Source organism: Indolivaga capnocytophagoides DSM 22835 (assembly GCF_000426485.1).
GTDB classification, from domain to species: Bacteria; Bacteroidota; Bacteroidia; order Bacteroidales; family Dysgonomonadaceae; genus Dysgonomonas_A; species Dysgonomonas_A capnocytophagoides.
The window spans coordinates 400819-423742 of the sequence record NZ_KE384529.1 but is presented as its reverse complement, the minus strand read 5'-3'; the positions used below and the strand labels follow the sequence as shown (position 1 = coordinate 423742).

Genomic DNA, 22924 nt, shown 5'->3' with positions numbered 1-22924 from the left:
CTCAAATGAAACATTTTAATTTTTTATTATTGGCTTTTTGTACACTTTCATTGACTGTACAAGGGCAGCAAAAAAATTCTCCGGCTAAAATTGATGCGTCAAAAATTATCAGGATGAGTAATAGCGTGATTGACCTGAGTAACGATGCCGTGCAGACTATCAGCAGTTACCGGAGTGTTGTATCTACAGCTGAAGATAATGTGACAAGATTAAAGTCAAATCCAAACCAGCCGGCTTTTTTTGTTAATTATAAGTTATATGTACCAAATCAAAGAAAGAATGCGGAATACGAGCAGTCGTCTAAATTGGCTCCGGCTTTTGATGAAAAGGCAGGGCTGGTGTCTGCAATGAACAGTGCTAATGCTGATATGGCCGGTATGGTGAAGGCTACAGAGGTTTTGAGTAACTATTTTTCGAATAAAGAATATCAATCGGATACGGATTTTTCAAGATATCCGGCATTGAGAGACAGTGTTGTTTCTGTTATCGGAAGAGCCTATGATTCGTGGAGAACAGCCTCTCAGTTGGCTGCGGTAGCCGGAGACAAGGCGGAGTTGTTATTGTTGAAAGACAGCCGGATTGCTGAGTTTGTAATTCCGATGAAAACCGACCTGATCGCTCTTAAGGCTGTCTTAGTGAAGATCGGTGACCAGCAGTCGGATTTGACATTATTGAGTACCGATCTGGAGACTCTTAAAGCGTCTGTTGATAAAAATAAAGATATATCAGGAAAAGATATTAAAAAACTGTCAGATCTGTATTATAAAGAAGTATATGAAACTTTCTATCGTAAATGTTCTCAGTCTGTCGAAACTTCTGCAAAGCTAGTCGAAATATTGAAGGGTGGGGAAAAGGATGAGACCCGTTTATCAAGCTTCTTTAATAATGCCCGTTCTACATATAGCGATGCTGTTGATCAATATAATACTTTTGTGAGTCAATAACGATTTCCTTTCTTTAATATATATAGGCACGATTATCGAATTAGATAATCGTGCTTTTTTTTGTTATTGCCATGATGGAGTGCTATTTTGTGATAAAAAGTGTTTTTCTTACGGTTAATTTATTATTTTTATACAGTGAAAGAAGCCTTAGATTTTAAGAGTATTAATTATGAATAAAATAATTGTTGGGTTAGGAGAGATTTTATGGGATGTATTTCCCGAAAGGAAAGTGTTGGGCGGTGCTCCTGCTAATTTTGCATATCATGTTTCTCAATTTGGGTTTGATGGCTATGCTGTAAGTGCTATCGGGGACGATGAATTAGGGCAGGATATTCTGATGAGCCTTGAAGATAAAGGTTTAAAGTACTTGCTTGAAAAAACGGGCTTTCCAACCGGAACCGTGGATGTAAAAGTCAACAAAAGAGGGATTCCCGAATATAATATCCATAAGAATGTAGCTTGGGATAATATCCCTTTCTCGGAAAAGACGGGCGAACTAGCCCGGATAACCGAAGCTGTAAGTTTTGGGTCGTTGGCACAGCGAAGTCTGGTTTCACGTAAATCTATCAAACAGTTTTTGGGGGCAATGCCGCAAGGAAGCCTTAAGATATTCGATATAAACCTGCGTCAGAATTTTTATACTAAGGAGGTGATACACGAATCTTTAGAATGGGCTAATATGCTTAAAATAAATGATGAAGAAGTAGTTGTTTTGGCTGATCTTTATGGATGGAAAGGGCATAATGAACAAGATATTTGTAAGGAAATACTGGCTCAGTATAAGTTAGATATCGTTATTTTGACTAAAGGTATAGAAGGTAGTTTTGTCTTTACCCGTAAGGAAGCCTCATTTCAGCATACACCAAAAGTGCATGTTGCCGATACTGTCGGGGCAGGCGATTCGTTTACGGCAGCCTTTGTGTCGTCTTATCTTAACGGAGATCGTATTGTGGATGCACATCAACTGGCTGTAGAGGTTTCGGCTTATGTATGTACTCAGCATGGTGCAATGCCTCTTTTGCCGGATGCTTATCGAGAGCTTTTTAATAAATAATAAAAAGGTTTAGAGCATAATTTAGATTAAAGGTAAGTGACATATATTCAGGGGTATATGGCTTAATAGTGTGTTGCCGATACCTTTCGGTATTCCATTTGTTTTATAAGATGTTAAAATATCAGGGAAATCTGTCATTATTATCTATTAAATAGCTAATTTAGTAGGACGTAATGGAAAGATACTGTTTTTTACAAACAGCAACGTTGATTTATTGCGACTTGCTGTTTTTTGTGTTTTTGCAATATCTTGTTTTAGCTGGAACTGTTGCGTTTAGATATTCGTTTTATGTAGAAAAAGTATTTAATGATATATTCAGGGGGGATTGTTTGTTTTTATTATGCTCAATGTATAAATAAACGGAGAACTCTTGTATAATCAGGGAGTAAAAAGAAGACTATATATGAAAAAGATTGCATTAATAACAGGGGCGACATCAGGAATCGGAAAAGCTGCTGCTGAACGTTTGGCAAAAGAAGGTTACAATCTGATTATAACAGGTCGCAGACAACGGGAATTGGATGAACTTCAAACATCATTACAGACCCAATATGGAGTGGATATATGGGCATTGTGTTTTGATGTCAGAAGGTATGAGGATGTGGTAGATAATCTGGGTAGTTTGCCCGAACGCTGGAAGGATGTAGATGTGCTTATAAACAATGCAGGGCTGGCTGTTGGTCTGAATCCTATCCATATCGGAGTGGTTGATGATTGGGAGAGAATGATAGATACAAACATAAAAGGGCTTCTGTATGTTACCAGAACTATAGTACCCCGAATGGTTGAACGTCGTTCGGGACACATTGTCAATCTGGGGTCTATTGCCGGAAAAGAGGCTTATCTGAACGGTAATGTTTATTGTGCCACAAAACATGCTGTAGATGCTTTGTCGAAAGGAATGCGCCTTGATCTGCTTCCTTATGGCATAAAGGTGACTCAGATATGTCCAGGCGCTGTTGAAACCGAGTTTTCGGTCGTTCGTTTTAAAGGGGATAAGAATAGGGCCGATCAGGTTTATTTGGGCTTTGCTCCTTTAGCAGCAGAAGATATTGCTGATGCTATTGCTTTTGCGGTAACTGCTCCCGATCATGTGAATATTCAGGACATGCTCATTATGCCTAAAGCGCAGGCTAGTGGAACAATCTTTCATAAGGAATAAATTTTCTTTATTCATCTGAAATTAAATGACCAAAAGTATTAATGACATATCTTAAAGTGATAATCTGTTGTTGTTCTGTTTGTGGAGTCAATAAACAGGTCTGATCCTTTGGGGTAAAATTAGTTTTGTTTATGTTGAAGTTATTTGATGCTCAGCAGATAAAGGCTATGGATACTTGTACGGTTGAGAAACAAGATATTCAATCTGTAGATTTAATGGAAAGAGCCAGTTTGGCTCTTTTCGAGTCTTTATGTCATTTGTTGGACGAAGACAGCCATATTGTCATATTTGCCGGGTCGGGAAATAATGGCGGAGATGCATTGGCTTTGGCTCGTATGCTGTTGACTAAGCATTTTTCTGTGGATGTTTATCTGATCAATCCCAATGGTATTTTATCGGCAGACTGTGCTGCTAATAAAGCGAGACTCGAGCGTTTACTCTATGTAAATGAGATACGGAGTGATAAGGATATTCCTCAAATAGGAAAAGGCTCTGTTGTGATAGATGGCATTTTCGGATCGGGATTGAATCGTCCTTTGTCGGATATCTATTTGCAGATAGTTTCTGTTATTAATAATTCGAGTAGTATAGTGTATTCGATAGATATACCATCAGGTTTGTTTGTTGAAGATAATTCGATGAATAATCCCGATGGAATCGTGAAAGCAGACCGGGTTTTTAGTTTTCAGTTTCCAAAGCTATCGCTTTTATTACCTGAAAATGCTGATTATTGTTCCCATTTGACCATTCTTGATATTGGGCTTTGCAGCGAGTGTATAGATGAACAGTTCTCTGATTATTTCTATATAGAACGCCGGGATATTGAGCCTATGCTAAAAAAACGGAATACCTTTGCTCATAAAGGAGTATTTGGGCATGCATTGATTTTTGCCGGATCGTTTGGTAAAATAGGGGCAGCTGTTCTTTCTGCGAGGGCTTGTCTGAGAGCTGGTGTCGGTTTGTTGACCATGCGTATTCCTTCTTGCGGTGTTGAAATATTACAGACTGCTGTTCCCGAGGCTATGGTTTCTGCCGAAGAAGAAAAGGAGTGGTTGAGTGGAGTAGGGGGGATTTCGGATAAAATGACAATTGGTATTGGCCCCGGGATTGGTCTTTGTCAGGTTACCGGAGATTTACTGAAGACATTACTAACTGTATCATCTAAGCCTATGGTGATAGATGCTGACGCTTTGAATCTGATAGCGAAAGATGAGTCTCTTAAGTTGCTGATTCCGAAAGAAAGTATTCTTACGCCTCATCCTGTAGAATTAGACCGGTTGATTGGATGTCGCTGTTTATCGGGTTATGAGCGTTTACAAAAAGCAAGAGAGTTTGCCGAGACATATTCTGTTTATGTCGTGCTTAAAGGTGCCTATACAGCTACCATTACACCTGAGAAAAAAGTATTTTTTAATTCGACCGGAAATCCGGGAATGGCAACGGCGGGAAGCGGTGATGTGCTGACCGGAATAATAACCTCTTTGCTTGCACAGAACTATTCGCCTTTCGAATCTGCTGTTTTGGGGGTTTATCTACATGGTTCGGCTGGTGATTTTGCTGCAAAATCAAAATCTGTTTACAGTCTTTTAGCTTCCGATATAATAGGCTATTTGGGAAAAGCGTATCAAAGCATAGAAAAAAGATAAAAAAAGTCGAAAATTATAGTGTTGATAGCTAATTTATTAACGAATATAGGTAAAAATATTTTGAAAAAAATGCCAAGAATGTTTGCAGGAAACAAAATAACACTTACCTTTGCATCCGCAATCGAGAGATAAAGCAACTGAAAAATAAGCAGAATGCAACTCTAAGATGGCCCATTCGTCTATCGGTTAGGACGCAAGATTTTCATTCTTGAAAGAGGGGTTCGACTCCCCTATGGGCTACAAGTAATAAAATATAAAAAAAATAAAGATTAGTCGTCATTATGGCAAATCATAAATCATCAATAAAAAGAATCAGACAAGCTGATGTAAAGCGTTTGAGAAATAGGTATGTAGCTAAAACTACTCGTAATTCTGTTAAAAAGCTTCGTGCAATTACAGATAAAGAAGAAGCTAAAAAACTTTATCCATCAATCGCATCAATGTTAGATAAATTAGCAAAGAAGAATGTTATTCACAAGAACAAAGCAGCTAATTTGAAATCTAAGCTTGCTCATCATGTAAATTCTCTATAAGAAATTATTTTCTTTATAATATAAAAGAGCCAGACTTTTTGAGTTTGGCTCTTCTTCTATGTATTTGTATGTCTTATTTAGACTATAATCAACCTTTGATCATTGTAAGTGCCGTAATCACTTGTAGGACGTGCGTAACATTGGCCGGCATGATTATTGATTCTCCTGTTTTTACGATATTAGATTTTCCTCCTATTATTATTTCCGCTTCTCCATCAAGAATCTGAATCATCGCGTCAAAAGGTATTGTATGCTCGCTTAAGCCTTGTCCTTTGTCAAAAGAGAAAAGTGTGATGTTTCCGGATGGATTCTTGAGAACTTGTTTACTGATGACTCGACCTATTGAGTATTTTATCATTTCTGATAAATTAAAAGTCTTTCCTTTTCTGAATATGTCCTGCATATCTGGTTTATTTTATGTTTATGAATAAGGTTTGAATATGGTGCAAATTCAGAAGCGATATAGTTGTGTCTAAATAAAAAATGCGATCCTTCAGCCGAAGGATCGCATTTTTTATTTAGAGGGTGTTATTTATTCCTCAATATTTTCATCGTATTTCTGAAATAAAAAATCGTTGTAAGGGTAGCGTGCGATATGAATCTCCTTTACTTTATCATAGATCATTTCTTTTAGCTCATCTATATTCGTTTTATTTTTGGCGGAGATAAATATACAATTGTTTTGCATTTTTGCCATCCATGTTTTGCGCAGATCATCAAGAGATAGATTTTCTTTGGTTGGCGGAGTCAGATCAAACTCATCTTTCTCGATATATGAAAAGGCATCAATTTTATTAAAGACTAATATTGTCGGCTTTTCTTCTCCATCTATTTCCAATAAAGTTTTTTCAACAACCTCTATTTGTTCTGCAAAGTTGGGGTGGGAGATATCTACTACATGAATAAGCAGATCAGCTTCACGTACTTCATCTAATGTTGATTTAAAAGATTCAACCAGATGAGTAGGCAATTTTCGTATAAACCCGACTGTGTCTGATAATAAAAAAGGAAGATTATCTATAATGACTTTCCGTACAGTAGTGTCGAGTGTTGCAAAGAGCTTATTCTCGGCAAAAACTTCCGATTTGCTAAGCATATTCATTGTAGTTGATTTTCCAACATTGGTATATCCGACGAGAGCTACACGTACCATTTTGCCTCTGTTCTTACGCTGAACGACCATTTGTTTATCAATAGATTTAAGTTGGTCTTTGAGGTCTGCTATTTTATCGAGGACAATACGGCGGTCAGTTTCGAGCTGGGTTTCTCCGACACCACGCATCATAGCTCCACCTCCACGTTGTCTATCTAAGTGAGTCCACATCCGGGTTAATCGAGGTAGTAGATATTGATATTGAGCAAGCTCTACTTGAGTTTTTGCATAAGCGGTTTGTGCTCGCATTGCAAATATGTCTAGAATAAGACTTGTTCTATCTAAGATTTTTACTTCCAGTTCTTTTTCAATGTTTCGGATTTGTTTTGAAGATAACTCATCATCGAATATTACTAATCCTATTTCCTGGTCCTCCATATATTGGCGTATCTCACTTAATTTTCCTGCTCCGACGAAGGTTACAGGATTGGGATGTTCTAGCTTTTGAGTGAAATACTTAACTGGTTCTGCACCTGCAGTATCTGCTAGGAATGCAAGTTCGTCAAGGTATTCTTTGACTTGCTCTTCTGTTTGTTGTTGGGTTATGAGACCAACTAGTATAGCCTTTTGATTCTTTACGGTAGATATAATTGAATCGATCATATATTCTTTTCTTATTTTATGAGATTAATTGACTAATGAAAACGACAATTGTCGTATGAGCTGTGTAGCGACAAGATTCCCATCTTATCCTTTTATAAATCTAGAGTGATTTGTAATTCTACTTTTTGTGTTTAATTAAGGTGCATGTCAATTATTTTATATGAATATCAAATACAAATGTAATAAAAAAGGATCTCATCTATATTCTATTTTGTAGAAAGCTACAGATTAGAAAGATATTTAATATGATTAATTTATTTTATAAGAACTGAATTAAATATAAAGTGCTGTTTCTGTATTGTTTATGTTTTTATTATGAATTTTATGATTAAACTTTCATGTTATAATCTTGTGAATAACCAAAAATATCTTAACTTTGCACTCGCTTTCGAGCAATAAGGTGAGGTCCGGTAGCTCAGCTGGATAGAGCAACAGCCTTCTAAGCTGTGGGTCACAGGTTCGAATCCTGTTCGGATCACTTTAAGATCAGAAAGTTGGAGACAACATACTGACATAAAAAGACAAAGACTTCTAAATGTATCATTTAGAGGTCTTTTTTATTTCTTCCCCATGACAACGATAGCCATTAAAAAGTAACCTGAAGCCAGTAAATCGTTACCCAATTCGTTACCATTTTAAACTATTTCATTTTTGGTAACGATTTAGCAAGTAACTGATTGATTTGTAGAAGATTGGTAGTACAATGTCTTCCGAAGAGTTGGAGTTAATTAATAGTTTTACCAACAAAAAAGAGAAGATTATGAAATCAACTTTTACTATTCTATTTTATCTGAGAAAGAATAGAGTAAATGAAAATGGAGAGGCTCCTATCATGAGCTGTATTACCATCAACGGAGAAAAAGCACAATTCAGTACAAAATTGCAGACCCACCCCCACACTTTGGGAACAAAAAACAGGAAGATGCGTCGGACGTTCATCTGAAGTTGCCAAGATAAACCGCCTGTTGGATGGCATACGAGTTAGAGCCACCGATTTATACCATAAACATCTGCATGAATATGGCTATGCTTTGCCCGAGAAAATTAAAAACAATATCCTTGGGATTGAAACCGATAAAAAGAAGATGCTTTTTGAATATTTTGATGAGCATAACGAATTTTATTTACTTAAGATCGGGCATGATACTTCACAAATAACTTATGGCAGATATCTGTTGACTCAAAACAGATTAAAGGAGTATCTAAAAGAAGAATACAATTTATCGGATATTCCCGTAATAGAATTGACACCGGTATTTATAGAGAAATTCTTTTTGTATATCCAGAACAAGCACCATTGCAGTAATAATACAGCACTCAAATTTATTCAACGCTTCAGAACCGTATTTAATTACATAAAAAATACAGGTGCGGATATTAAAGCAGACCCATTTGCATGTTTCCGTTTCAAAACAAAAAAGGTTGTCAGGGAAATACTCACTCAGGAAGAAATTGATGCGATCTACAAAAAAGAATTTCTAACCAAAAGGCTCAGTCAGGTACGGGATATTTTTATTTTCTGTTGTTACACCGGTCTATCATTCATCGATATCTGTTCATTAAAAAGTGAAGATATAAAGGTTGGTCCAGATAAAAAGTTATGGATTATGATATTGAGACAAAAGACAGGTCTGGAGTCAAATATCCCTTTATTGAAAATTCCTCTTGAGATTATAAAAAATATGAAGAAGAAAATTCTTCTAATAAAAATTTATTTTCTATAAAGAGTAATCAAAAAACCAATGAATATTTGAAGGAAATTGCCGATTTATGTAATATCAAGAAAAATGTAACTTTTCACACAGCAAGACATAACAAAATGCCTTATCGATTACTAACCAGTATATTACATGCTTTTTGTTTTTAAATAGCTAACGATTTCGAAACTAGCTTGGTTATTAGATCTCCTTAATTTTCTCACGACATTAAAAGAGCGACTTATACTTCGCAAGATACAGAATCTTCCGATTCCTAATATCTCATTTTTACGATGGATTGTTGTCAGATAAATACATCATGTATCAATTATTAATAAAGATTTAGGTCTGTGTAAATCTTATCTTTGCCAAAGTAACAAAATCAGACTTACCATTGAAGAATCAAAGCGATGACAACGATTAAAATTTTACGGCGTACGAGCCGTGGACGAGATTATCTGGGTAGCCTATATGTTCGTGTAATCCATGAACGACGGGTTAGTACTCTAACCCTTCCCATTCGCCTATACGGCAATGAGTGGGACTCCAGAAACGAATGCGTCAGCTATCAAGGTAGCGACACTTACCGCCAGCGCGAGTTGACGATGGTGTCCACTCAGCTACGGCAGGTTCGTGAGCAATTTTCAGATATTCTTAACAAGCTGGAATCCTCGGGAGCTTATCATAGTAGAGATTTAATCCGCCTATACCGTTGGCGTAGCAATAAAAAAAGCCTGTGGAATTTCACAGAAAGACTCTACGAGGAGCTTTCGGAACGAGGGCAGGAACGTACAGCCCGTGCTTATCGAACAGTCAGCCGAGGACTGATCGATTTCAGTTCAGCTCCGGAATTGCACCTTAGTGAGCTTACTTCTGGACTTATAAAACGCTTCGAAACTCACCTCAAGAATCTGGGGCGTGCAGCTAATACCATCTCTTATTATATGCGCAACCTCAGAGCTATCTATCACCGTGCTATTGATTCCGGTCTTTTAAGGGGAGATACCGATCACCCTTTCCATGGAGTTTACACCGGGGTACAAGTTACACGCAAGCGAGCCTTAAGCCGTGAAGGTATTCGCCGGCTATACAAGCTGGATCCGGGAGCAGCCTGTGCAGACAAAGAGGAATGCTCTAAATTATTGGATGCCCAACGTCTGTTTTTCTTCAGTTTCCATGCCCGTGGAATGAGTTTTGTGGACATGGCTTATCTTCGTAAAAACAACATCCGTTCGGGTGTACTGTCCTATTTTAGAAAGAAAACAGGCCAGCTTATAGAAATCAAAGTGACGGCCTATATGCAAAGTATACTGAACTACTTCAGCCAGAGCAATAAAAACTCGGTCTATGTCTTTCCAATTATACGAGACGGAGGTGGATCGGAGCGTCTTCAGTACGAAAGCGGTCTTCGAGGACAGAATAAACGCCTTCAACGTCTGGCTTTATTGGCAGGTTTGAAAGAACATGTCTCCACACATGTTGCCAGGCACAGTTGGGCGACGATGGCTAAGAGAGAGAATCTGCCCTTATGGGTCATCAGCGAAGGGTTAGGTCATAGTAACGAAAAGACCACATATACATACCTGGCTTCTTTTGAACGTTCGGTTTTGGACCTTGCCGGAGAACGTATCTCCACGTTGCTTGCGGGACAGCGGGGATACAACTGTCACTAAACAGTCAGTATTTACTCTTTCCTATTTTTATCAGGAAAACTTCTTTTCTCCGGATCTTGTTTCTTTCGGAGCAAACTTTGCAATGTCTATAAATGAGATTTTTGTTTGTTTAGAGAAAGGTTTCAGAAAAAATGAGATGAAATGAAATAAAATTACTTTAAAATATAATTTCCTCTCAGAAAAATGTAAATATTTCTATAATATGCTTATTTTTGTTTTTGTATTATAGTTTTCTATATTGCAATATTCGTGTCAGCCTGTTCCGACACTTTTCAAGTGTCAGTCAGTAAAAAGAAGCTCAGTATAGTAGGCTTATTCTGTGGAAGTTAAAGAATTAATAGAGTGTAATAAAAAGAAGCTCTGAGCAGCGGGATTAAAACAAACCCTTCAAAGTGCGAAGAAAAACAGAATAAATAATATATCTAACTTATTATATATAAACACAATACATTGAACAAAACTCTTGTTTATTTACGGAGGTATTATACAAACAAGAGTTAAACAGACTTAATAATAAGACCTTATGAAAGAAATACAAAGTCTGCAAATAGAAGATATAGCTCAGGCTTCTATCCAGCAATACCAATTGCAACCGACAGAGCAATTGCAGTCTCGGAGCAATAGTAACTGCATCGCTTTTGTCTTAGTCGGAAGCATACTGCTAGACCTGGACAGCCACACACTCCCCATAATGAGTTCCAAACAAATGCTCTTTATAAAGGCATTAACTCCCTATAGAATAAGGGCGCAAGATAAAACTGTGTTGATGCTTATTGATACCGGAAGCTTCAGTCTGCCCTATCAGGTGCTATTTATGGATAAACCGCCTTTGGATAGGGGAAATATGGGTGAACCGATACTGAAGTTTACTCCCTTAATCACTCATTTTGCGGCGACTCTTAAAGCCGCAATGGTACATGATTTCTCTAATACGGATTATATAAATATAAAGGTCAATGAACTATTTTTCCTTATCAATAGCTCCTATACAGCTCGTCAAAGAAGTAATTTCTTTTGGGGAGGTCAGTCCTCGGACAGGATATTTTTTTCCTTTGTCATTCATACATATAAAAAAGCAGGTAATGTGAAGACTCTAGCCAAAATGGCTTCTTATAGTCTGTCGGGATTTGAGAAGAGGTTTAAAAAAGTATTTAACACTTCTCCCGCACAGTGGTTTAAGGACCGTAAAGCCTCTGATATTTATATGGAAGTGTGTGATGCTGTCAAGTCTTTCAAGGAGATAAGCGTGGAATACGGCTTCTGTTCACCAGCACATTTCAATGTTTTTTGTAAGGCTCGGCTGGGTGATACTCCCGGAAAACTACGCCAAGAAGTATTATTGGGACTACATCTGGCCCAAAAGGAGAAGTAGAACCTAAAATGCTCCAGAATTAAGGGGATAACGTCTCATAAAAGAGTGGACTTACGCAATAGAATAGCCGAATTTGACTGTACTTTTACAACTAACATAAAAGAGATAAAAAAGTAATTGCTTAGTAGAAGCTGACACTTGAAAAGTGTCGGAACGGTAAAACAGAATAAAAAAAGGATATAAATCGATGGATATAAACACATTGGAGCACACCTGTGTGTTCGATGACTGCATTTCACCTAAGCTCTGCTGCGGACAGATTCTAGAGAAGTCTACTTTGCAGCGGGAGGGCTGTTACATTTTAACTTTGAAGTTAAGAATTGATGCCGGCGGGCTTCCGCCCGACCACTCTTTACGCCTGATTCCTGTTTTGAAAGCAGCAGGCTCTCATCTAGAATTACCCTGTATCTTGATCAATGGGCGGCTACGCCATCGCACATACCGGGGTTTGTTCGGACTATTGGGTTTTTTCAGCAAGAAAAAGGTTAGTGACAGTTACCAAATCTATCGGGCTATACGCTCGGGTGATGATCTGCAACTGGATTATCGGGTAAGTGTACCTTATCAGAGATGGATGGATAACAGCTCGATTTTACTTAGAGAGGATTGACCAAATTATATCCTTCGAAACTTACTTTATGATAGGTTTTGAAATAGCTTGGCTGTTGGACGATAGAACGGACTATATGCGTTTTATTTATACTACTATTTAATTTGATACTCTACCTCTCTATTAAAAATAAGAATGTATTAATGAGGGAATTGCCAATAAATGCATATACTCCTTTTATTTTAAACAACATAAATCAATCTTGGCTGATTATATTGATTTCTGATAAAAGATGCTTAGAGTATGAATATTTCTCGAGGAGAAATAGAATGAGTGAAATGTTTACACTTATATTTTTACTATTATTCATATCATAACGATAATCGGATGCAACTCCATCTGCAAGTCTGTCAAAGTTCAGCCCGACCAAGTATCCTTTATCGTTTAATACCGAGCTACCCGAGTTTCCTCCCGATGTATGAATATTGGCAAGAAAATTAACCACTGAATTCCCATTATTCCGATATTTCCCTAAATCTTTCTCATCATATAACTTTCTCAACTTAGCAGGAATATAATAGACCGATTCAGGTGACTCTTGTTCCCATTTAGCCATCATCTCAGATAAATAGGTCTGTCCGGATTCATGTTTATTGGCAGTATATCCTATTCCTTTTGCTCCATATGCAATTCTCAAAGTTTTATTTGCATCAGTCAACAACTTACCTTTATTCATAACTAGCTGTCCTTGCAAATATTTTTGAAAATAGATAAGCAATTCTGATTGTAATTTCCTTTTTATGGGTATTATTTTACTGACATTTATTCTATAAAACCCTAAAGACGATTGATATAACAAATCATTTTTCAAAAGCCCCGTACCTTGCTCATTAATATTCTTAAGAAAAGACAATAGTTTAGTCTCATCAGTTAATATTGATGTGTTATAGTTATCCTTTAGAAATGAGTCAATATTATCATTATACTTATTCAGAGCCTATGTCGCTTCATATGGAAAGAATGCTTTTGGCATATTATCTCTATACTCCTCTAACATTGCCTTATAAGTTAAACGATCGGTTTCTAAATCCCAATTAGGAAAGAATCCTTTTGTCAAGGTAATGATAGTAACTGGCATGCAGGAAATAAAGCTTAGTAATACCGAAAAACAACAACGCTAGAAATGGGAACGCATACAGGTGAAGTTATTTAAGATAAATATCAAAGGACTTGCAGTAGGACAGTACTAGTTGCATTATTGGTCAGTTATCAGGACCTGTAGGACAAATAATAGGCTTTGTACAGGCAGCTCAAGATGCGAAAATAAGCCTCGAACGTCTAAATGAAATCGACAATAAGGAAGATGGAGAGTAAACTTTCGGATCAAAGATAAACGAGTTGCCTGTAAATATGTCCCTCCATGTAGAGGATCTATATTTTAGTTATGATTGATTAGACCGGATTATGAGCTGAATGGAATAAACCTGTCTATATCCGAAAACAAGGTAACTGCTATAGTGGGGACCAGTGGAAGCGGTAAGACTACATTGATAAAAACTGCTTTTAGTTTTTTATCAGCCCAACAAGGAGTAAATCAAAATAAAAGATATTCCGCTTGACGACATCAATCTCCATTTGTGGCATCAAAAATTAGTAGCCGTGATGCAGGACGGATTTATATTTTCCGATACAATACCCAACAACATTGCTGTAGGAGAAGATATCATCGACAAGCAAAAACTGCTTCATGCCGTAGAGAAGGTAAACATAAAAAATTTATCAAGTCCTTACCTTTAAAATATAATACAAAAATAGGAATGGAGGGTAACGGTATCAGCCAGGGACGATGCCAACGCCTACGCCTACTCATAGCCAGAGCCGTATATAAGAATCCTGACTTCCTTTTTTGACGAAGCCACCAGCTCTTTAGTGCCAGCAATGAAAAGATAATATTGGATATCCTAAACAGTTTCTACAAGGGAAAAACGGTTATTATAGTCGCTCATCGTCTGAGTATAGTACAACGCACAGATAATATTCTGGTCATGGACAATAGTAAAACAATAGAAGAATGTACACATAAAGAACTGACAGATAAAAGAGGAGCCTACTATACATTAGTCAGGAATCAGTTGGAACTAGGAGTGTAAGTCTGTGAATGAAGATGTCAAAATCACAGAAACAGAAATTTAATCCTGAAATAAACTAAAATAGATACAGACAAACAAATCGAGCTTCGCAGCAAAGAGTTCCAGAAGTGCTAGGTAGTGTACCTTCGCGGATACTTCGGGTATAACTCTTATCTCTCTGAAAGTTCTTGTACTTCTTGTGGGCAGTGGCGTCTTCAATTATCCTGATATAATAACTACTTCTATGACACTTACAGGAAATATATTAGCTGTACCGACCGTAGTCAGAGCTTCCGGAAAAATACAAGAATTGAATATAACTGATAAACAAGATGTAAAAGAGGAAAATTGTTTAGCAGTCATAGAAAACCCCTCCAATACCAATGATATAAGAATATTAAAACTCCTATACAGAATGAGTTCCATATATGGATACTGATGTATTACTTTGCTGAAGATCTAAAAGTTTTGTTTTTAAAGAACTAATTTAAATTCAAATAAACAAACTAAAATTAGATAGATTGAGCTCGATTCAATATCGAACTCAATCCATAACTTAAAATATTATTAATCCATCTAACCTTAGTTATTTACTTCATCATATTATAAAAAAGCTTTTTTCATATTAGGATCAAATTTGTTTTTTTTTTCAGTTTTCGAATTCGAATTCGGATGTGTTTTTCATTCCAGTAACATTGAAATAAGTTGCAGCATCTCCTTTTATTTTTATTTTTTTTCCTAGAATATCCGCTTTGTTTTTAAGGCCTAAATCAGGTCTTAAAGCCTTTGGTAATTGAACAGGGACACATTTAGTAACATCTTTTTCTGTTGGTGAAGCAGCGATCAGAATATTTGTTTCACTGGTAAAAGGTGCCGCAAATTCGGCCTCTTCTAATTTAGCACTTGGTACATCTCCCACGATATAAGCTTCAACCCAAATACCTGTGGTGCCGTTTTTTGCTGCAAATTCGCTGATGTTGAATGGCTTTTCCTTAGTGCCGTCATTATCTCCCGGAGTTACACTTCCTCCTACGATTTCATAATCAGACGTAGATTTCATTGCAGCTACATTGAAATATGTAGTTAAATCCCCGAGCAGTTTAACTTCTTTACCCAGCATTTCAGGATGATCTCCTAAATTTAAATTAATGCGAGGTTCTGTTTTTGTCACCAACTGAATTGGGAAGCATTTTGAAGGATCTGTTTCACTTGTACTTGCCGCAACTAATATATTTGAGTAGCTGGTAAAAGGAGCTGTAAACTGAGCTTCCTCTAATTTAGCCCCCGGTACAGCACCGACAATGTATGCTTTGATCCATTTACCTGTTTCTCCTTGTTTAGCAATTGCATTTTTAATGTCGTACGGATCTTCTTTCGTTCCGGTACCCACACCTTCTTCTGGGGTTGTAGAGCCTCCTTCTAATACATAGTCGGAGGTTTCTTTCATCGCAGCAACACCGAAGTAAGTAGTCAAGCTTCCTTTCAATATAACTTCTTTCCCTTTATTTCCTGGATTTTCATTCAGGTTAATCTTACGAGGTTCTGTATTATATACCAACTGAATTGGAAAACATTTACTAGGGTCTTTCTCGTCAGCACTAGCAGCGATCAGAATATTTGAGCTACTTGTAAATGGTGCTGTAAATTCGGCTTCAGTTAATTTTGCAGAAGGTACAGATCCGACAATATATCCTTTTACCCATACGTCTGTTTCATTTTGTTTAGCAATTGCATTTGTAATATCGTACGGATCTTCTTTCGTTCCTGTGCCTTTTCCTTCTGGAGAGGAAGGTGTTTCACCATTAAAATTCTTGACGTCAGATTTGCTTCTGATTGTAAATTGCCAGTTTCCGTTGTAACGTCCAAGAACACCGACCAGAGTTCCTGTTCCAACTGGTAGAAGATCATTTGCAAAGTTAGAGTATGAACTTGTTCTCACATCAATAGAGTTACCGTCTTTATCTTTCAAGGTCTGGCTGGTCGTTGTTTCGTTTACCGCAAATGTTGATTTTCCTCCATTTACAAAGTAGACACTGTCTAGCTGTACTACAGTATTGTTCATATCTACTTTTAGATCTTTTATTGCAACAATTTTTGGAGCAACCAATGTCGAATCAGGCCATTGGTTGAGATGAGCCTGAGCTTTGAAATTTGCCCAAGGAATGCGGTTTGCCTGAGTAGTTCCATAACCGATCTGAAGTTCTCCTCCATAGTTTACTATATAAAGGTTCTTAAGGTCAATGAAAACTTCTTGACCTACCCGGTAAGTTGTATAAATACTATTCTGATCTACACCTATAGAGATACCTCCTGTTTCGTCCTGTATGATCAATTGTTTGTATATATTACCGGAAATATCATTACCGCCTACTCTTGCCTTCAAAATCAATGATTCTTCAATCAATTGTGGAGTGTTGGATGTTACGGCTGCAAACTTTTCTTTCAATCCCGATATAGTTATGTTCGGAGCATCTCCTGTGTATTCGGGCATATTTAAAGGTGGAGCATCATAATCTCGCTCACATGATGTTGCGAGTATTGCAATTAACAGCAAATAAGATAATCTTTTTAAAGTCTTCATATTGTGTCTTTTTTATTATTTTTTTCTTTTAAGGTCTCAGACCCTTTTTCTGATTTTCTGATGAATTGTATTGCAGTTATTTAGAATTTATAACTTGTATTTAAGAAACAATTAAATCCCTGCATATAATAATATTTAGAACCAAACTTATACGGACTGCTTATGTCCAAACGTCCTTGTTCGTATCCGCCTGTCCGAATATTCTTTCTGTTTAAAATATTATTGAATGAGAAATTAAAATTAATAGAATGCTTATTCGGTAGATATAAAATCTTGCCAATAGATAAATCTAAAGTAGCCGCACTTCCGTATCTTTCCTGACTAGTCAAGTGTTTATATGCATCATATTCGGGTGTGCCTGGAGCAACCCCATCGTAGTTTGAAGACAATCTTCTAATAGGTGCAATGTCTATATAATTCTGCGCAAATCCATTCAGATTCAGATTGAAGAACCAGAAGTCATAAAAGTAAGAAAGTCCTATTGTTCCCGCAATCTGAGGAGTGCTTCCTATATAATAGTCGTTCAGATATACTTTTTCATTTACATCTTCTTTCTTTCCATTTTCGTAACTGATTGTTCCATCTGGATTATTGCTATAGTAATACTGAGCAACTGTTCCTGCGAAATTAACACCCCAGTTATTATCAATCTTGTAGTTAACACCCAGCTCAACACCTCGATGTACCTGATTCATACCTGTCAGTATATGATTTACAAATGTACGTTCGCTATCATGATAATAACTAACCCGTTTCATCTGATCATAAAAGTTGGTTTGGAATACTGCGATACGACCTGTTAATGAAGGCAAAGAGAATATATAGTTTATATCCATAGACAAAACTTTTCCACTTTCGAGGTCTACAGTATTATCTGTAATACGAGGAGATATGTAAGCTACATTTGGTAGAGGAGCTTCTGTTTGATAACTAAAGTTACCTGTGATAAAATGACGTCCTGAGATTTTGTAGGTAAAACCTGCTTTCAGACCATAATCTATAAATGTGTGAGTTTTACCTTTACCATATGATGATGTTGGATAACGACCATTTTTCATACGTCCGTCTCTATAAAAATCGGTATACGAAAGTTTTGTTCCATAATAGAAGTCTACTTTACGTGTTGTGTATTGATTCTGTACCCAAACATTCGCAGAATTTATATTCAACCTAAAATCATATCCGAAAACATCCCCTTCTACAGCTTTCTTATTAGGGTTGTTCAAATCGTTTTGTACTGTTTGATTATCTCCGGGGAAATCTCTCTCTGCAAATTTATCGATATCCAAAACGTATTCGGCACCTAACAAATCGTCTACTGTTTTGTACTGTTTCGAGCGAGAATGACGAAGTCCTATACCTGCTGTCAATTTCTGATTTTTTCCGATAACGGTATTCAATACCGAGTTTAAAGATGTTTCGAAAAGATCGCTTCTTCTTTCTTCAACCATGTATATAGCAGACTTTTGACCTTGCATAGCTGCTAATTCATTGATATGATACAAGTCATCCCAATTTATTTGAGTTACTGATTTGTCTTTGCTTCTCCATGATTCGGTATATTGATTAAATATATCTTCCGAATCTGCATAATAAGACGGTAGATAACGGTAGTAATCTGGTCGAGGATCCGGTCCGTTATACCAGTTAAGAGCGGTGCCACCGTATCTTCCATAATGAGTTCCGATTCCGGTTGTAAGATCTGTTTTATCATTAATTTTCCAGATATGAGACAGTACTACCGTTGGATCATAAGCTTTTACTACGCGTGAGTTTCGCTTTTTTCCATTCTGATATCCCCAGTTAGGATTGTACAGATTATCCCCAATCAGATTATACGCTTCCTGATAGGAAGCTCCTTGTTGACCTCTCTGAACCGGAGATCCGAAAGTTGTTAGAGATAAACTGTGCTTACCGTTTTCAAACTGTTTTTCAATAGCCAATGCGTATGAAACATTCCGATAAAATGTACCTTTTATATTACCTTCATCCGAATAACGTCCTCCGACAGCACCTGTTACAGCCCAACCGTTATCCATTAATCCGGTTGAATAGCTCGCCATTCCCCTCAGATAATAGTTACGGTTGGCATAAGATAAAGTGACTTTACCTCCTTTTACATAGTTGCCTGCACGCATATTTATATCGGTTGTTCCTCCAATAGATCCGAATGTGAAGTCGTTCGCATTATTATAGTTAACAACATTACCGTTGCGTGTAAGGTCATTAAGTGCTCCGATGGCTGCGTAATTAAATACTCCTCGGTTTTGATCGTTAAAAGATACTCCGTTTATATAAGTTTGCTCATAAATCGAACTATATCCTCTAGCCCTGAAACGCCCCGGAGATAATTGATATGCAACCTGCTTCAAATAAATGTCATTTGATAAGATTACTGTAGAGCTGATTTCCTGCGATGCATCATCGTCATCTCCCAAAATGTCATCATTTATGACACCTATAAGCGAAGTATTGTCTGATTCTATAACATCAACACTTATTTCTCCAATCTCATTCGTATTATTCGCCAAGATTTTTATTCCCTGAACTTTTGCTTTAATATCAGGAGAATTAAAGACCAGAATGTCATCACCTGCCGCAATAGACTGAAACAAAAACTCACCTCTAGCATCGGTTGTTACCGACCGGTTTTGTCCTTGTAGAATAACCTCTACTCCTATCACGGGATCGTTTGTTACTGAATTTATAACATAACCTTTCAGCCCCGTCTGCGCATAACCAGATAAGGATAGAAGAAATGCTATAAAGAATACTAATTTTTCTTTCATACTTAAATTTATTATTTCATAAAGGCCAATTTTTAGGCATATAGTTTATTAGTTAGAATTTCTGTCAAAATACATTTCTAGTCAACTTCTTTGATCATATATATTAGGGTTGGGAAGTGGTCGCTGTAACCATTCAGAAAGGTATCCCCTGAGAATGTACGTAATGGATAACCTTTGTTCTTTCCTTCTTTTTGAATAAGAAAATCGCGATTGAATATCTCTGCTTTCCAGAATTTCAAGGACGAACGGTCATCACCTAATAAACTTTCTGATATAATAATCTGATCAAACAGGTTCCATTTGTTTTGATAAACCAATGAGCCTATTCCTTTATCATAAAAACCCCACATTGTGTTGTATAAGCCTCCAGGTTTCACATCTTTTCGGTTTCGTTTGGCATCTAGTACAATTCGAGTGCTTTTATCAACAGGATCGTCGTTCAGGTCTCCCATTATGACGATTTTAGCTGAAGAATCGGCTTGGTAAATAGAATCTGCAATGTGTTTGGTTATGGATGCCGCAAACTCTCTTAGTTGACTTGATTTAGACCCGTATCTGGAAGGCCAGTGGCTGACTATTACATGAAAGGAATCTCCCGCTAGTGTTCCGCTGACCAATAGTTGATCTCTGGTTTTAAAGTCGGGATTTTCGGGTAAATTATAAGCGTAAACTTTCGATGATGTAACTTTAAATATAGATGGATTGTAGAGTAGTCCGACATCTACACCTCTTCTATCGGGAGAATCATAATGGACAATTTGATATCCCATGCCAGACATTTCCCTGGTTTTGAGCAGATCTTCAAGAACCCCTCTGTTCTCTATTTCAGCCACACCTATCAAAGCAGGACCTCCCGGACAATATTCCCGAGCTAATTTACTCATCACCGATGCTATGTTATTTAGCTTTTTATTATACTTGTCTGCAGTCCAAGCCTTATTTCCTGAAGGTGTAAACTCTTCATCATTTACACCTTCGTCATTATTTGTGTCAAAAAGATTTTCGACATTATAAAATGCGGCTGAATAGACATTGTATTTTTTCTGCCCGAATGTGACTGCGGAAAGTGATAAAGCACAAAAAAACAAGATTAGCTTATTCCTCTTCATAATTTTTAGGAGTGTGTTAGAAGAAATAAAAATCAAGTCCTTAGTCTCAATGTAAAAGAGCATAAAGGTTGATAGATATTTCTATGTATTTCACCTTTAGTTTAATTTTTCTTAAAGTTAAAGCTTTTTAATTAAAATAAAACTTTCCAGATAAAAAAGAATTAATAAAAAGCAATATTTATTACCTTTATAGTCTCGATACCATTTTATGAATTCAAAAATAACAACAATGATCGACCAATTTTGTGGCAAAAAGATATCTTTATATATATTATATAGTGCTTTTGTTGCTCTAATGATAAATACTGGATGTTCAAGTGATAATAACGATGCAACCTTTTATCCCTTGAAAGTGTCAACTGACAAAAATTGGGTTGATGCGCAAGAATCCATCATCACATTAAACATTGAGAGTGAAAGCTCTATTTCATGGGAAGTTTTAGTACCAGATAACGATAAATTATGGGTTAGTGTCGATAAATCAAAAGGAATCGGTAGCGCAACATTAAAAATTACTCTCTCGGAGAATAAAGAAAATAAAGAACGTTTTCTTAAACTCGTAGTATTAAATTCTAATGAGCAAAAACCTGTATATATTACTCAAGCTGCATCAAAAGGTTCGGCTCCAGATATAAATAATGCTGAATGGATGGAACTACCTTCTAAAAACAGCTTGATTAATACTATATTAGTAGGACATAACCTTCCGGATAATGATAGGATAAGAAATTATTCTATGCTTTATGATACAATAAATAAAATAGCGTATTGGGTGGCATACCCTATGCATTCAGCTTATTTGGGCTCAGCATCTAGAACGGATGATTGGCAATATGACCCGGCAATAAAAAATCAATACCAACCCCAACTATTCAAAGGCTTCGGAGTGTCAGGTATTGACAGGGGACATCAGTTACCAAGTGCAGATAGGACTGTTAATTCGGCAGCAAATAGGACAACTTTTTATTTTTCCAATATGACAGCACAAAACTCTACTTTAAATCAGGGAATCTGGGCTGATCTCGAAGCTCGAGTTCGTGTTTGGACTAAACAATGCGATACCTTATATGTTGTTACAGGGGCTATGATTCGGTCTGCAAATAATTCAACGATAGAACACGTAAAGGACAACGGAGGGGTATCGGTAGCGAAACCTAAGTATTATTATAAAGCGCTGGCAAAAAAGATGGGGAACACTTACTATACTATAGCCTATAAAATGGATAACATGACTCCTTCTTCTTCAACATACAGTAATTACAAGCTTACAATAAGCCAACTGGAAAAAGAAACAGGTTTTACTTTTTTTCCTAAATTATCTTCAGATGATAAAAGTAAGATTGTAGAGGATCAATGGAAATAAAAGTTTATAGAATATTAGTAGTAATGTCGTAAGTTATAAGAAGATGTTTTTTGTTATTAATCAATTAATTACAGGTTGTTTATTTCTCGACAGGTAACGATTTTGTAATGGTTCTTTCGACACGCGATATCAATTTTAAAGTAAATTTTCAGTAAAAATACATCAAAGATTAAAATAGATGAAATGGTTATAAATAAATTATTTTAGCTATTTATATGTTATTTTTGATGATGAGGTAAAGTGCAGTAAAAAGCGAGGTTTGGAAAAAGTAAGGTTACTAAAACGTTACTTTTAAAAACAGGAACCAATTATTTATTTAAAAATTCTGTATTACAGGCTTCTTAATGTTTTCCATATTGTTCCCTAGCTCACATAAGTTTAATTTTATCATTAAGAATTTGTTAGTATGGAAACGACAAAAAAAAATCAACAGATGCACCTCCTCTGACTCTTAATCCTTTCACTTCTCCGTTTTTACAACTTTGAGTCATTGCGGGTAATAGTTCTATGTAGCCAGAATGGCTTTGGACAAGCATTTCCATTATACCTGCTGAACCTCCGAAATT

22 protein-coding genes and 2 tRNA genes are annotated in these 22924 nt (G+C 36.6%); 17 read left to right on the top strand and 7 right to left on the bottom strand.

Annotation, left to right across the window (positions count from 1 at the left end):
- The first annotated feature begins 5 nt into the window (after window positions 1-5).
- From K322_RS0114985 to rpsT, 6 genes are all read left to right on the top strand, one after another.
- Complete coding sequence (locus tag K322_RS0114985) at window positions 6-944, top strand: hypothetical protein (protein WP_026627601.1); 939 nt, start codon at window positions 6-8, stop codon at window positions 942-944.
- Between the two features lie 169 nt (window positions 945-1113).
- Window positions 1114-1998 carry a carbohydrate kinase family protein gene (locus K322_RS0114980; RefSeq protein ID WP_026627600.1) on the top strand — a complete coding sequence of 295 codons (885 nt, stop codon included), beginning with the start codon at window positions 1114-1116 and terminating at the stop codon, window positions 1996-1998.
- Window positions 1999-2401: 403 nt separating this feature from the next.
- Window positions 2402-3160 (top strand): SDR family NAD(P)-dependent oxidoreductase, encoded by a 759-nt coding sequence (locus K322_RS0114975; RefSeq protein WP_026627599.1) that lies wholly within the window; start codon window positions 2402-2404, stop codon window positions 3158-3160.
- 131 nt (window positions 3161-3291) lie between these two features.
- Window positions 3292-4806 (top strand): bifunctional ADP-dependent NAD(P)H-hydrate dehydratase/NAD(P)H-hydrate epimerase, encoded by a 1515-nt coding sequence (locus tag K322_RS0114970; RefSeq protein ID WP_051290843.1) that lies wholly within the window; start codon window positions 3292-3294, stop codon window positions 4804-4806.
- Window positions 4807-4974: 168 nt separating this feature from the next.
- Window positions 4975-5046 (top strand) — tRNA-Glu (locus K322_RS0114965).
- A gap of 41 nt (window positions 5047-5087) precedes the next feature.
- Window positions 5088-5339, top strand: coding sequence for a 30S ribosomal protein S20 (rpsT, locus tag K322_RS0114960; RefSeq protein WP_026627597.1), 252 nt, complete (start codon window positions 5088-5090; stop codon window positions 5337-5339).
- Window positions 5340-5427: 88 nt separating this feature from the next.
- Here rpsT and K322_RS0114955 read toward each other — a convergent pair whose 3' ends face one another.
- Complete coding sequence (locus K322_RS0114955) at window positions 5428-5742, bottom strand: cupin domain-containing protein (protein ID WP_026627596.1); 315 nt, start codon at window positions 5740-5742, stop codon at window positions 5428-5430.
- Window positions 5743-5871: 129 nt separating this feature from the next.
- Window positions 5872-7095, bottom strand: coding sequence for a GTPase HflX (gene hflX, locus K322_RS0114950; protein WP_026627595.1), 1224 nt, complete (start codon window positions 7093-7095; stop codon window positions 5872-5874).
- A 404-nt stretch (window positions 7096-7499) separates the two neighbouring features.
- Here hflX and K322_RS0114945 point away from each other — a divergent pair.
- The 6 genes from K322_RS0114945 (at window position 7500) to K322_RS19650 (ending at window position 12447) form a co-directional block, all read left to right on the top strand.
- A tRNA-Arg gene (locus K322_RS0114945) sits at window positions 7500-7573 on the top strand.
- 282 nt (window positions 7574-7855) lie between these two features.
- Entirely contained in the window at window positions 7856-8038 is a 183-nt protein-coding gene (locus K322_RS20400; RefSeq protein WP_157279479.1) for an Arm DNA-binding domain-containing protein, read from the top strand.
- A gap of 22 nt (window positions 8039-8060) precedes the next feature.
- Entirely contained in the window at window positions 8061-8819 is a 759-nt protein-coding gene (locus tag K322_RS19665; protein ID WP_051290841.1) for a tyrosine-type recombinase/integrase, read from the top strand.
- A 383-nt stretch (window positions 8820-9202) separates the two neighbouring features.
- Window positions 9203-10465 carry a site-specific integrase gene (locus K322_RS19660; protein WP_084158593.1) on the top strand — a complete coding sequence of 421 codons (1263 nt, stop codon included), beginning with the start codon at window positions 9203-9205 and terminating at the stop codon, window positions 10463-10465.
- A gap of 523 nt (window positions 10466-10988) precedes the next feature.
- Entirely contained in the window at window positions 10989-11837 is an 849-nt protein-coding gene (locus K322_RS20395) for a helix-turn-helix domain-containing protein (RefSeq protein WP_051290839.1), read from the top strand.
- 307 nt (window positions 11838-12144) lie between these two features.
- Window positions 12145-12447 (top strand): hypothetical protein, encoded by a 303-nt coding sequence (locus K322_RS19650; protein WP_026627594.1) that lies wholly within the window; start codon window positions 12145-12147, stop codon window positions 12445-12447.
- Window positions 12448-12643: 196 nt separating this feature from the next.
- Here the strand turns inward: K322_RS19650 and K322_RS0114920 are convergent, their stop codons facing one another.
- Window positions 12644-13381: a S46 family peptidase gene (locus tag K322_RS0114920; RefSeq protein ID WP_084158592.1), complete on the bottom strand. Its 738-nt coding sequence runs from the start codon at window positions 13379-13381 to the stop codon at window positions 12644-12646.
- Window positions 13382-13835: 454 nt separating this feature from the next.
- On the opposite strand from K322_RS0114920, the gene K322_RS21405 reads away from it, so the two are divergent.
- The 4 genes from K322_RS21405 (at window position 13836) to K322_RS0114905 (ending at window position 14955) form a co-directional block, all read left to right on the top strand.
- Window positions 13836-14006: an ATP-binding cassette domain-containing protein gene (locus K322_RS21405; RefSeq protein WP_134436122.1), complete on the top strand. Its 171-nt coding sequence runs from the start codon at window positions 13836-13838 to the stop codon at window positions 14004-14006.
- 43 nt (window positions 14007-14049) lie between these two features.
- Window positions 14050-14184, top strand: a complete 135-nt coding sequence (locus tag K322_RS21400; protein WP_260203960.1) for a hypothetical protein — start codon at window positions 14050-14052, stop codon at window positions 14182-14184.
- A 155-nt stretch (window positions 14185-14339) separates the two neighbouring features.
- Window positions 14340-14537, top strand: a complete 198-nt coding sequence (locus K322_RS21395; protein ID WP_134436121.1) for a hypothetical protein — start codon at window positions 14340-14342, stop codon at window positions 14535-14537.
- A 223-nt stretch (window positions 14538-14760) separates the two neighbouring features.
- Entirely contained in the window at window positions 14761-14955 is a 195-nt protein-coding gene (locus K322_RS0114905) for a hypothetical protein (protein ID WP_026627592.1), read from the top strand.
- A gap of 210 nt (window positions 14956-15165) precedes the next feature.
- Here the strand turns inward: K322_RS0114905 and K322_RS20390 are convergent, their stop codons facing one another.
- From K322_RS20390 to K322_RS0114890, 3 genes are all read right to left on the bottom strand, one after another.
- Entirely contained in the window at window positions 15166-17097 is a 1932-nt protein-coding gene (locus K322_RS20390) for a DUF6359 domain-containing protein (RefSeq protein ID WP_051290838.1), read from the bottom strand.
- Between the two features lie 80 nt (window positions 17098-17177).
- On the bottom strand, window positions 17178-19886 hold the full coding sequence (locus tag K322_RS0114895; protein WP_026627591.1) for a TonB-dependent receptor: 2709 nt from the start codon (window positions 19884-19886) through the stop codon (window positions 17178-17180).
- Between the two features lie 77 nt (window positions 19887-19963).
- Complete coding sequence (locus K322_RS0114890) at window positions 19964-20995, bottom strand: endonuclease/exonuclease/phosphatase family protein (RefSeq protein ID WP_026627590.1); 1032 nt, start codon at window positions 20993-20995, stop codon at window positions 19964-19966.
- Window positions 20996-21203: 208 nt separating this feature from the next.
- Between K322_RS0114890 and K322_RS20385 the strand changes: the two genes are divergently transcribed.
- Window positions 21204-22358 carry a DNA/RNA non-specific endonuclease gene (locus K322_RS20385; protein WP_084158591.1) on the top strand — a complete coding sequence of 385 codons (1155 nt, stop codon included), beginning with the start codon at window positions 21204-21206 and terminating at the stop codon, window positions 22356-22358.
- Between the two features lie 401 nt (window positions 22359-22759).
- Here K322_RS20385 and K322_RS21390 read toward each other — a convergent pair whose 3' ends face one another.
- Window positions 22760-22894 carry a glycoside hydrolase family 95-like protein gene (locus K322_RS21390; RefSeq protein WP_395847424.1) on the bottom strand — a complete coding sequence of 45 codons (135 nt, stop codon included), beginning with the start codon at window positions 22892-22894 and terminating at the stop codon, window positions 22760-22762.
- Window positions 22895-22924: the final 30 nt, after the last annotated feature.

Coding starts and splice junctions, on each gene's coding strand:
- K322_RS0114985 (WP_026627601.1), top strand. CDS start 6: ATGAAACATTTTAATTTTTTATTATTGGCTTTTTGTACACTTTCATTG.
- K322_RS0114980 (WP_026627600.1), top strand. CDS start 1,114: ATGAATAAAATAATTGTTGGGTTAGGAGAGATTTTATGGGATGTATTT.
- K322_RS0114975 (WP_026627599.1), top strand. CDS start 2,402: ATGAAAAAGATTGCATTAATAACAGGGGCGACATCAGGAATCGGAAAA.
- K322_RS0114970 (WP_051290843.1), top strand. CDS start 3,292: ATGTTGAAGTTATTTGATGCTCAGCAGATAAAGGCTATGGATACTTGT.
- rpsT (WP_026627597.1), top strand. CDS start 5,088: ATGGCAAATCATAAATCATCAATAAAAAGAATCAGACAAGCTGATGTA.
- K322_RS0114955 (WP_026627596.1), bottom strand. CDS start 5,742: ATGCAGGACATATTCAGAAAAGGAAAGACTTTTAATTTATCAGAAATG.
- hflX (WP_026627595.1), bottom strand. CDS start 7,095: ATGATCGATTCAATTATATCTACCGTAAAGAATCAAAAGGCTATACTA.
- K322_RS20400 (WP_157279479.1), top strand. CDS start 7,856: ATGAAATCAACTTTTACTATTCTATTTTATCTGAGAAAGAATAGAGTA.
- K322_RS19660 (WP_084158593.1), top strand. CDS start 9,203: ATGACAACGATTAAAATTTTACGGCGTACGAGCCGTGGACGAGATTAT.
- K322_RS20395 (WP_051290839.1), top strand. CDS start 10,989: ATGAAAGAAATACAAAGTCTGCAAATAGAAGATATAGCTCAGGCTTCT.
- K322_RS21400 (WP_260203960.1), top strand. CDS start 14,050: ATGCAGGACGGATTTATATTTTCCGATACAATACCCAACAACATTGCT.
- K322_RS0114905 (WP_026627592.1), top strand. CDS start 14,761: ATGACACTTACAGGAAATATATTAGCTGTACCGACCGTAGTCAGAGCT.
- K322_RS20390 (WP_051290838.1), bottom strand. CDS start 17,097: ATGAAGACTTTAAAAAGATTATCTTATTTGCTGTTAATTGCAATACTC.
- K322_RS0114895 (WP_026627591.1), bottom strand. CDS start 19,886: ATGAAAGAAAAATTAGTATTCTTTATAGCATTTCTTCTATCCTTATCT.
- K322_RS0114890 (WP_026627590.1), bottom strand. CDS start 20,995: ATGAAGAGGAATAAGCTAATCTTGTTTTTTTGTGCTTTATCACTTTCC.
- K322_RS20385 (WP_084158591.1), top strand. CDS start 21,204: ATGAATTCAAAAATAACAACAATGATCGACCAATTTTGTGGCAAAAAG.
- K322_RS21390 (WP_395847424.1), bottom strand. CDS start 22,894: ATGCTTGTCCAAAGCCATTCTGGCTACATAGAACTATTACCCGCAATG.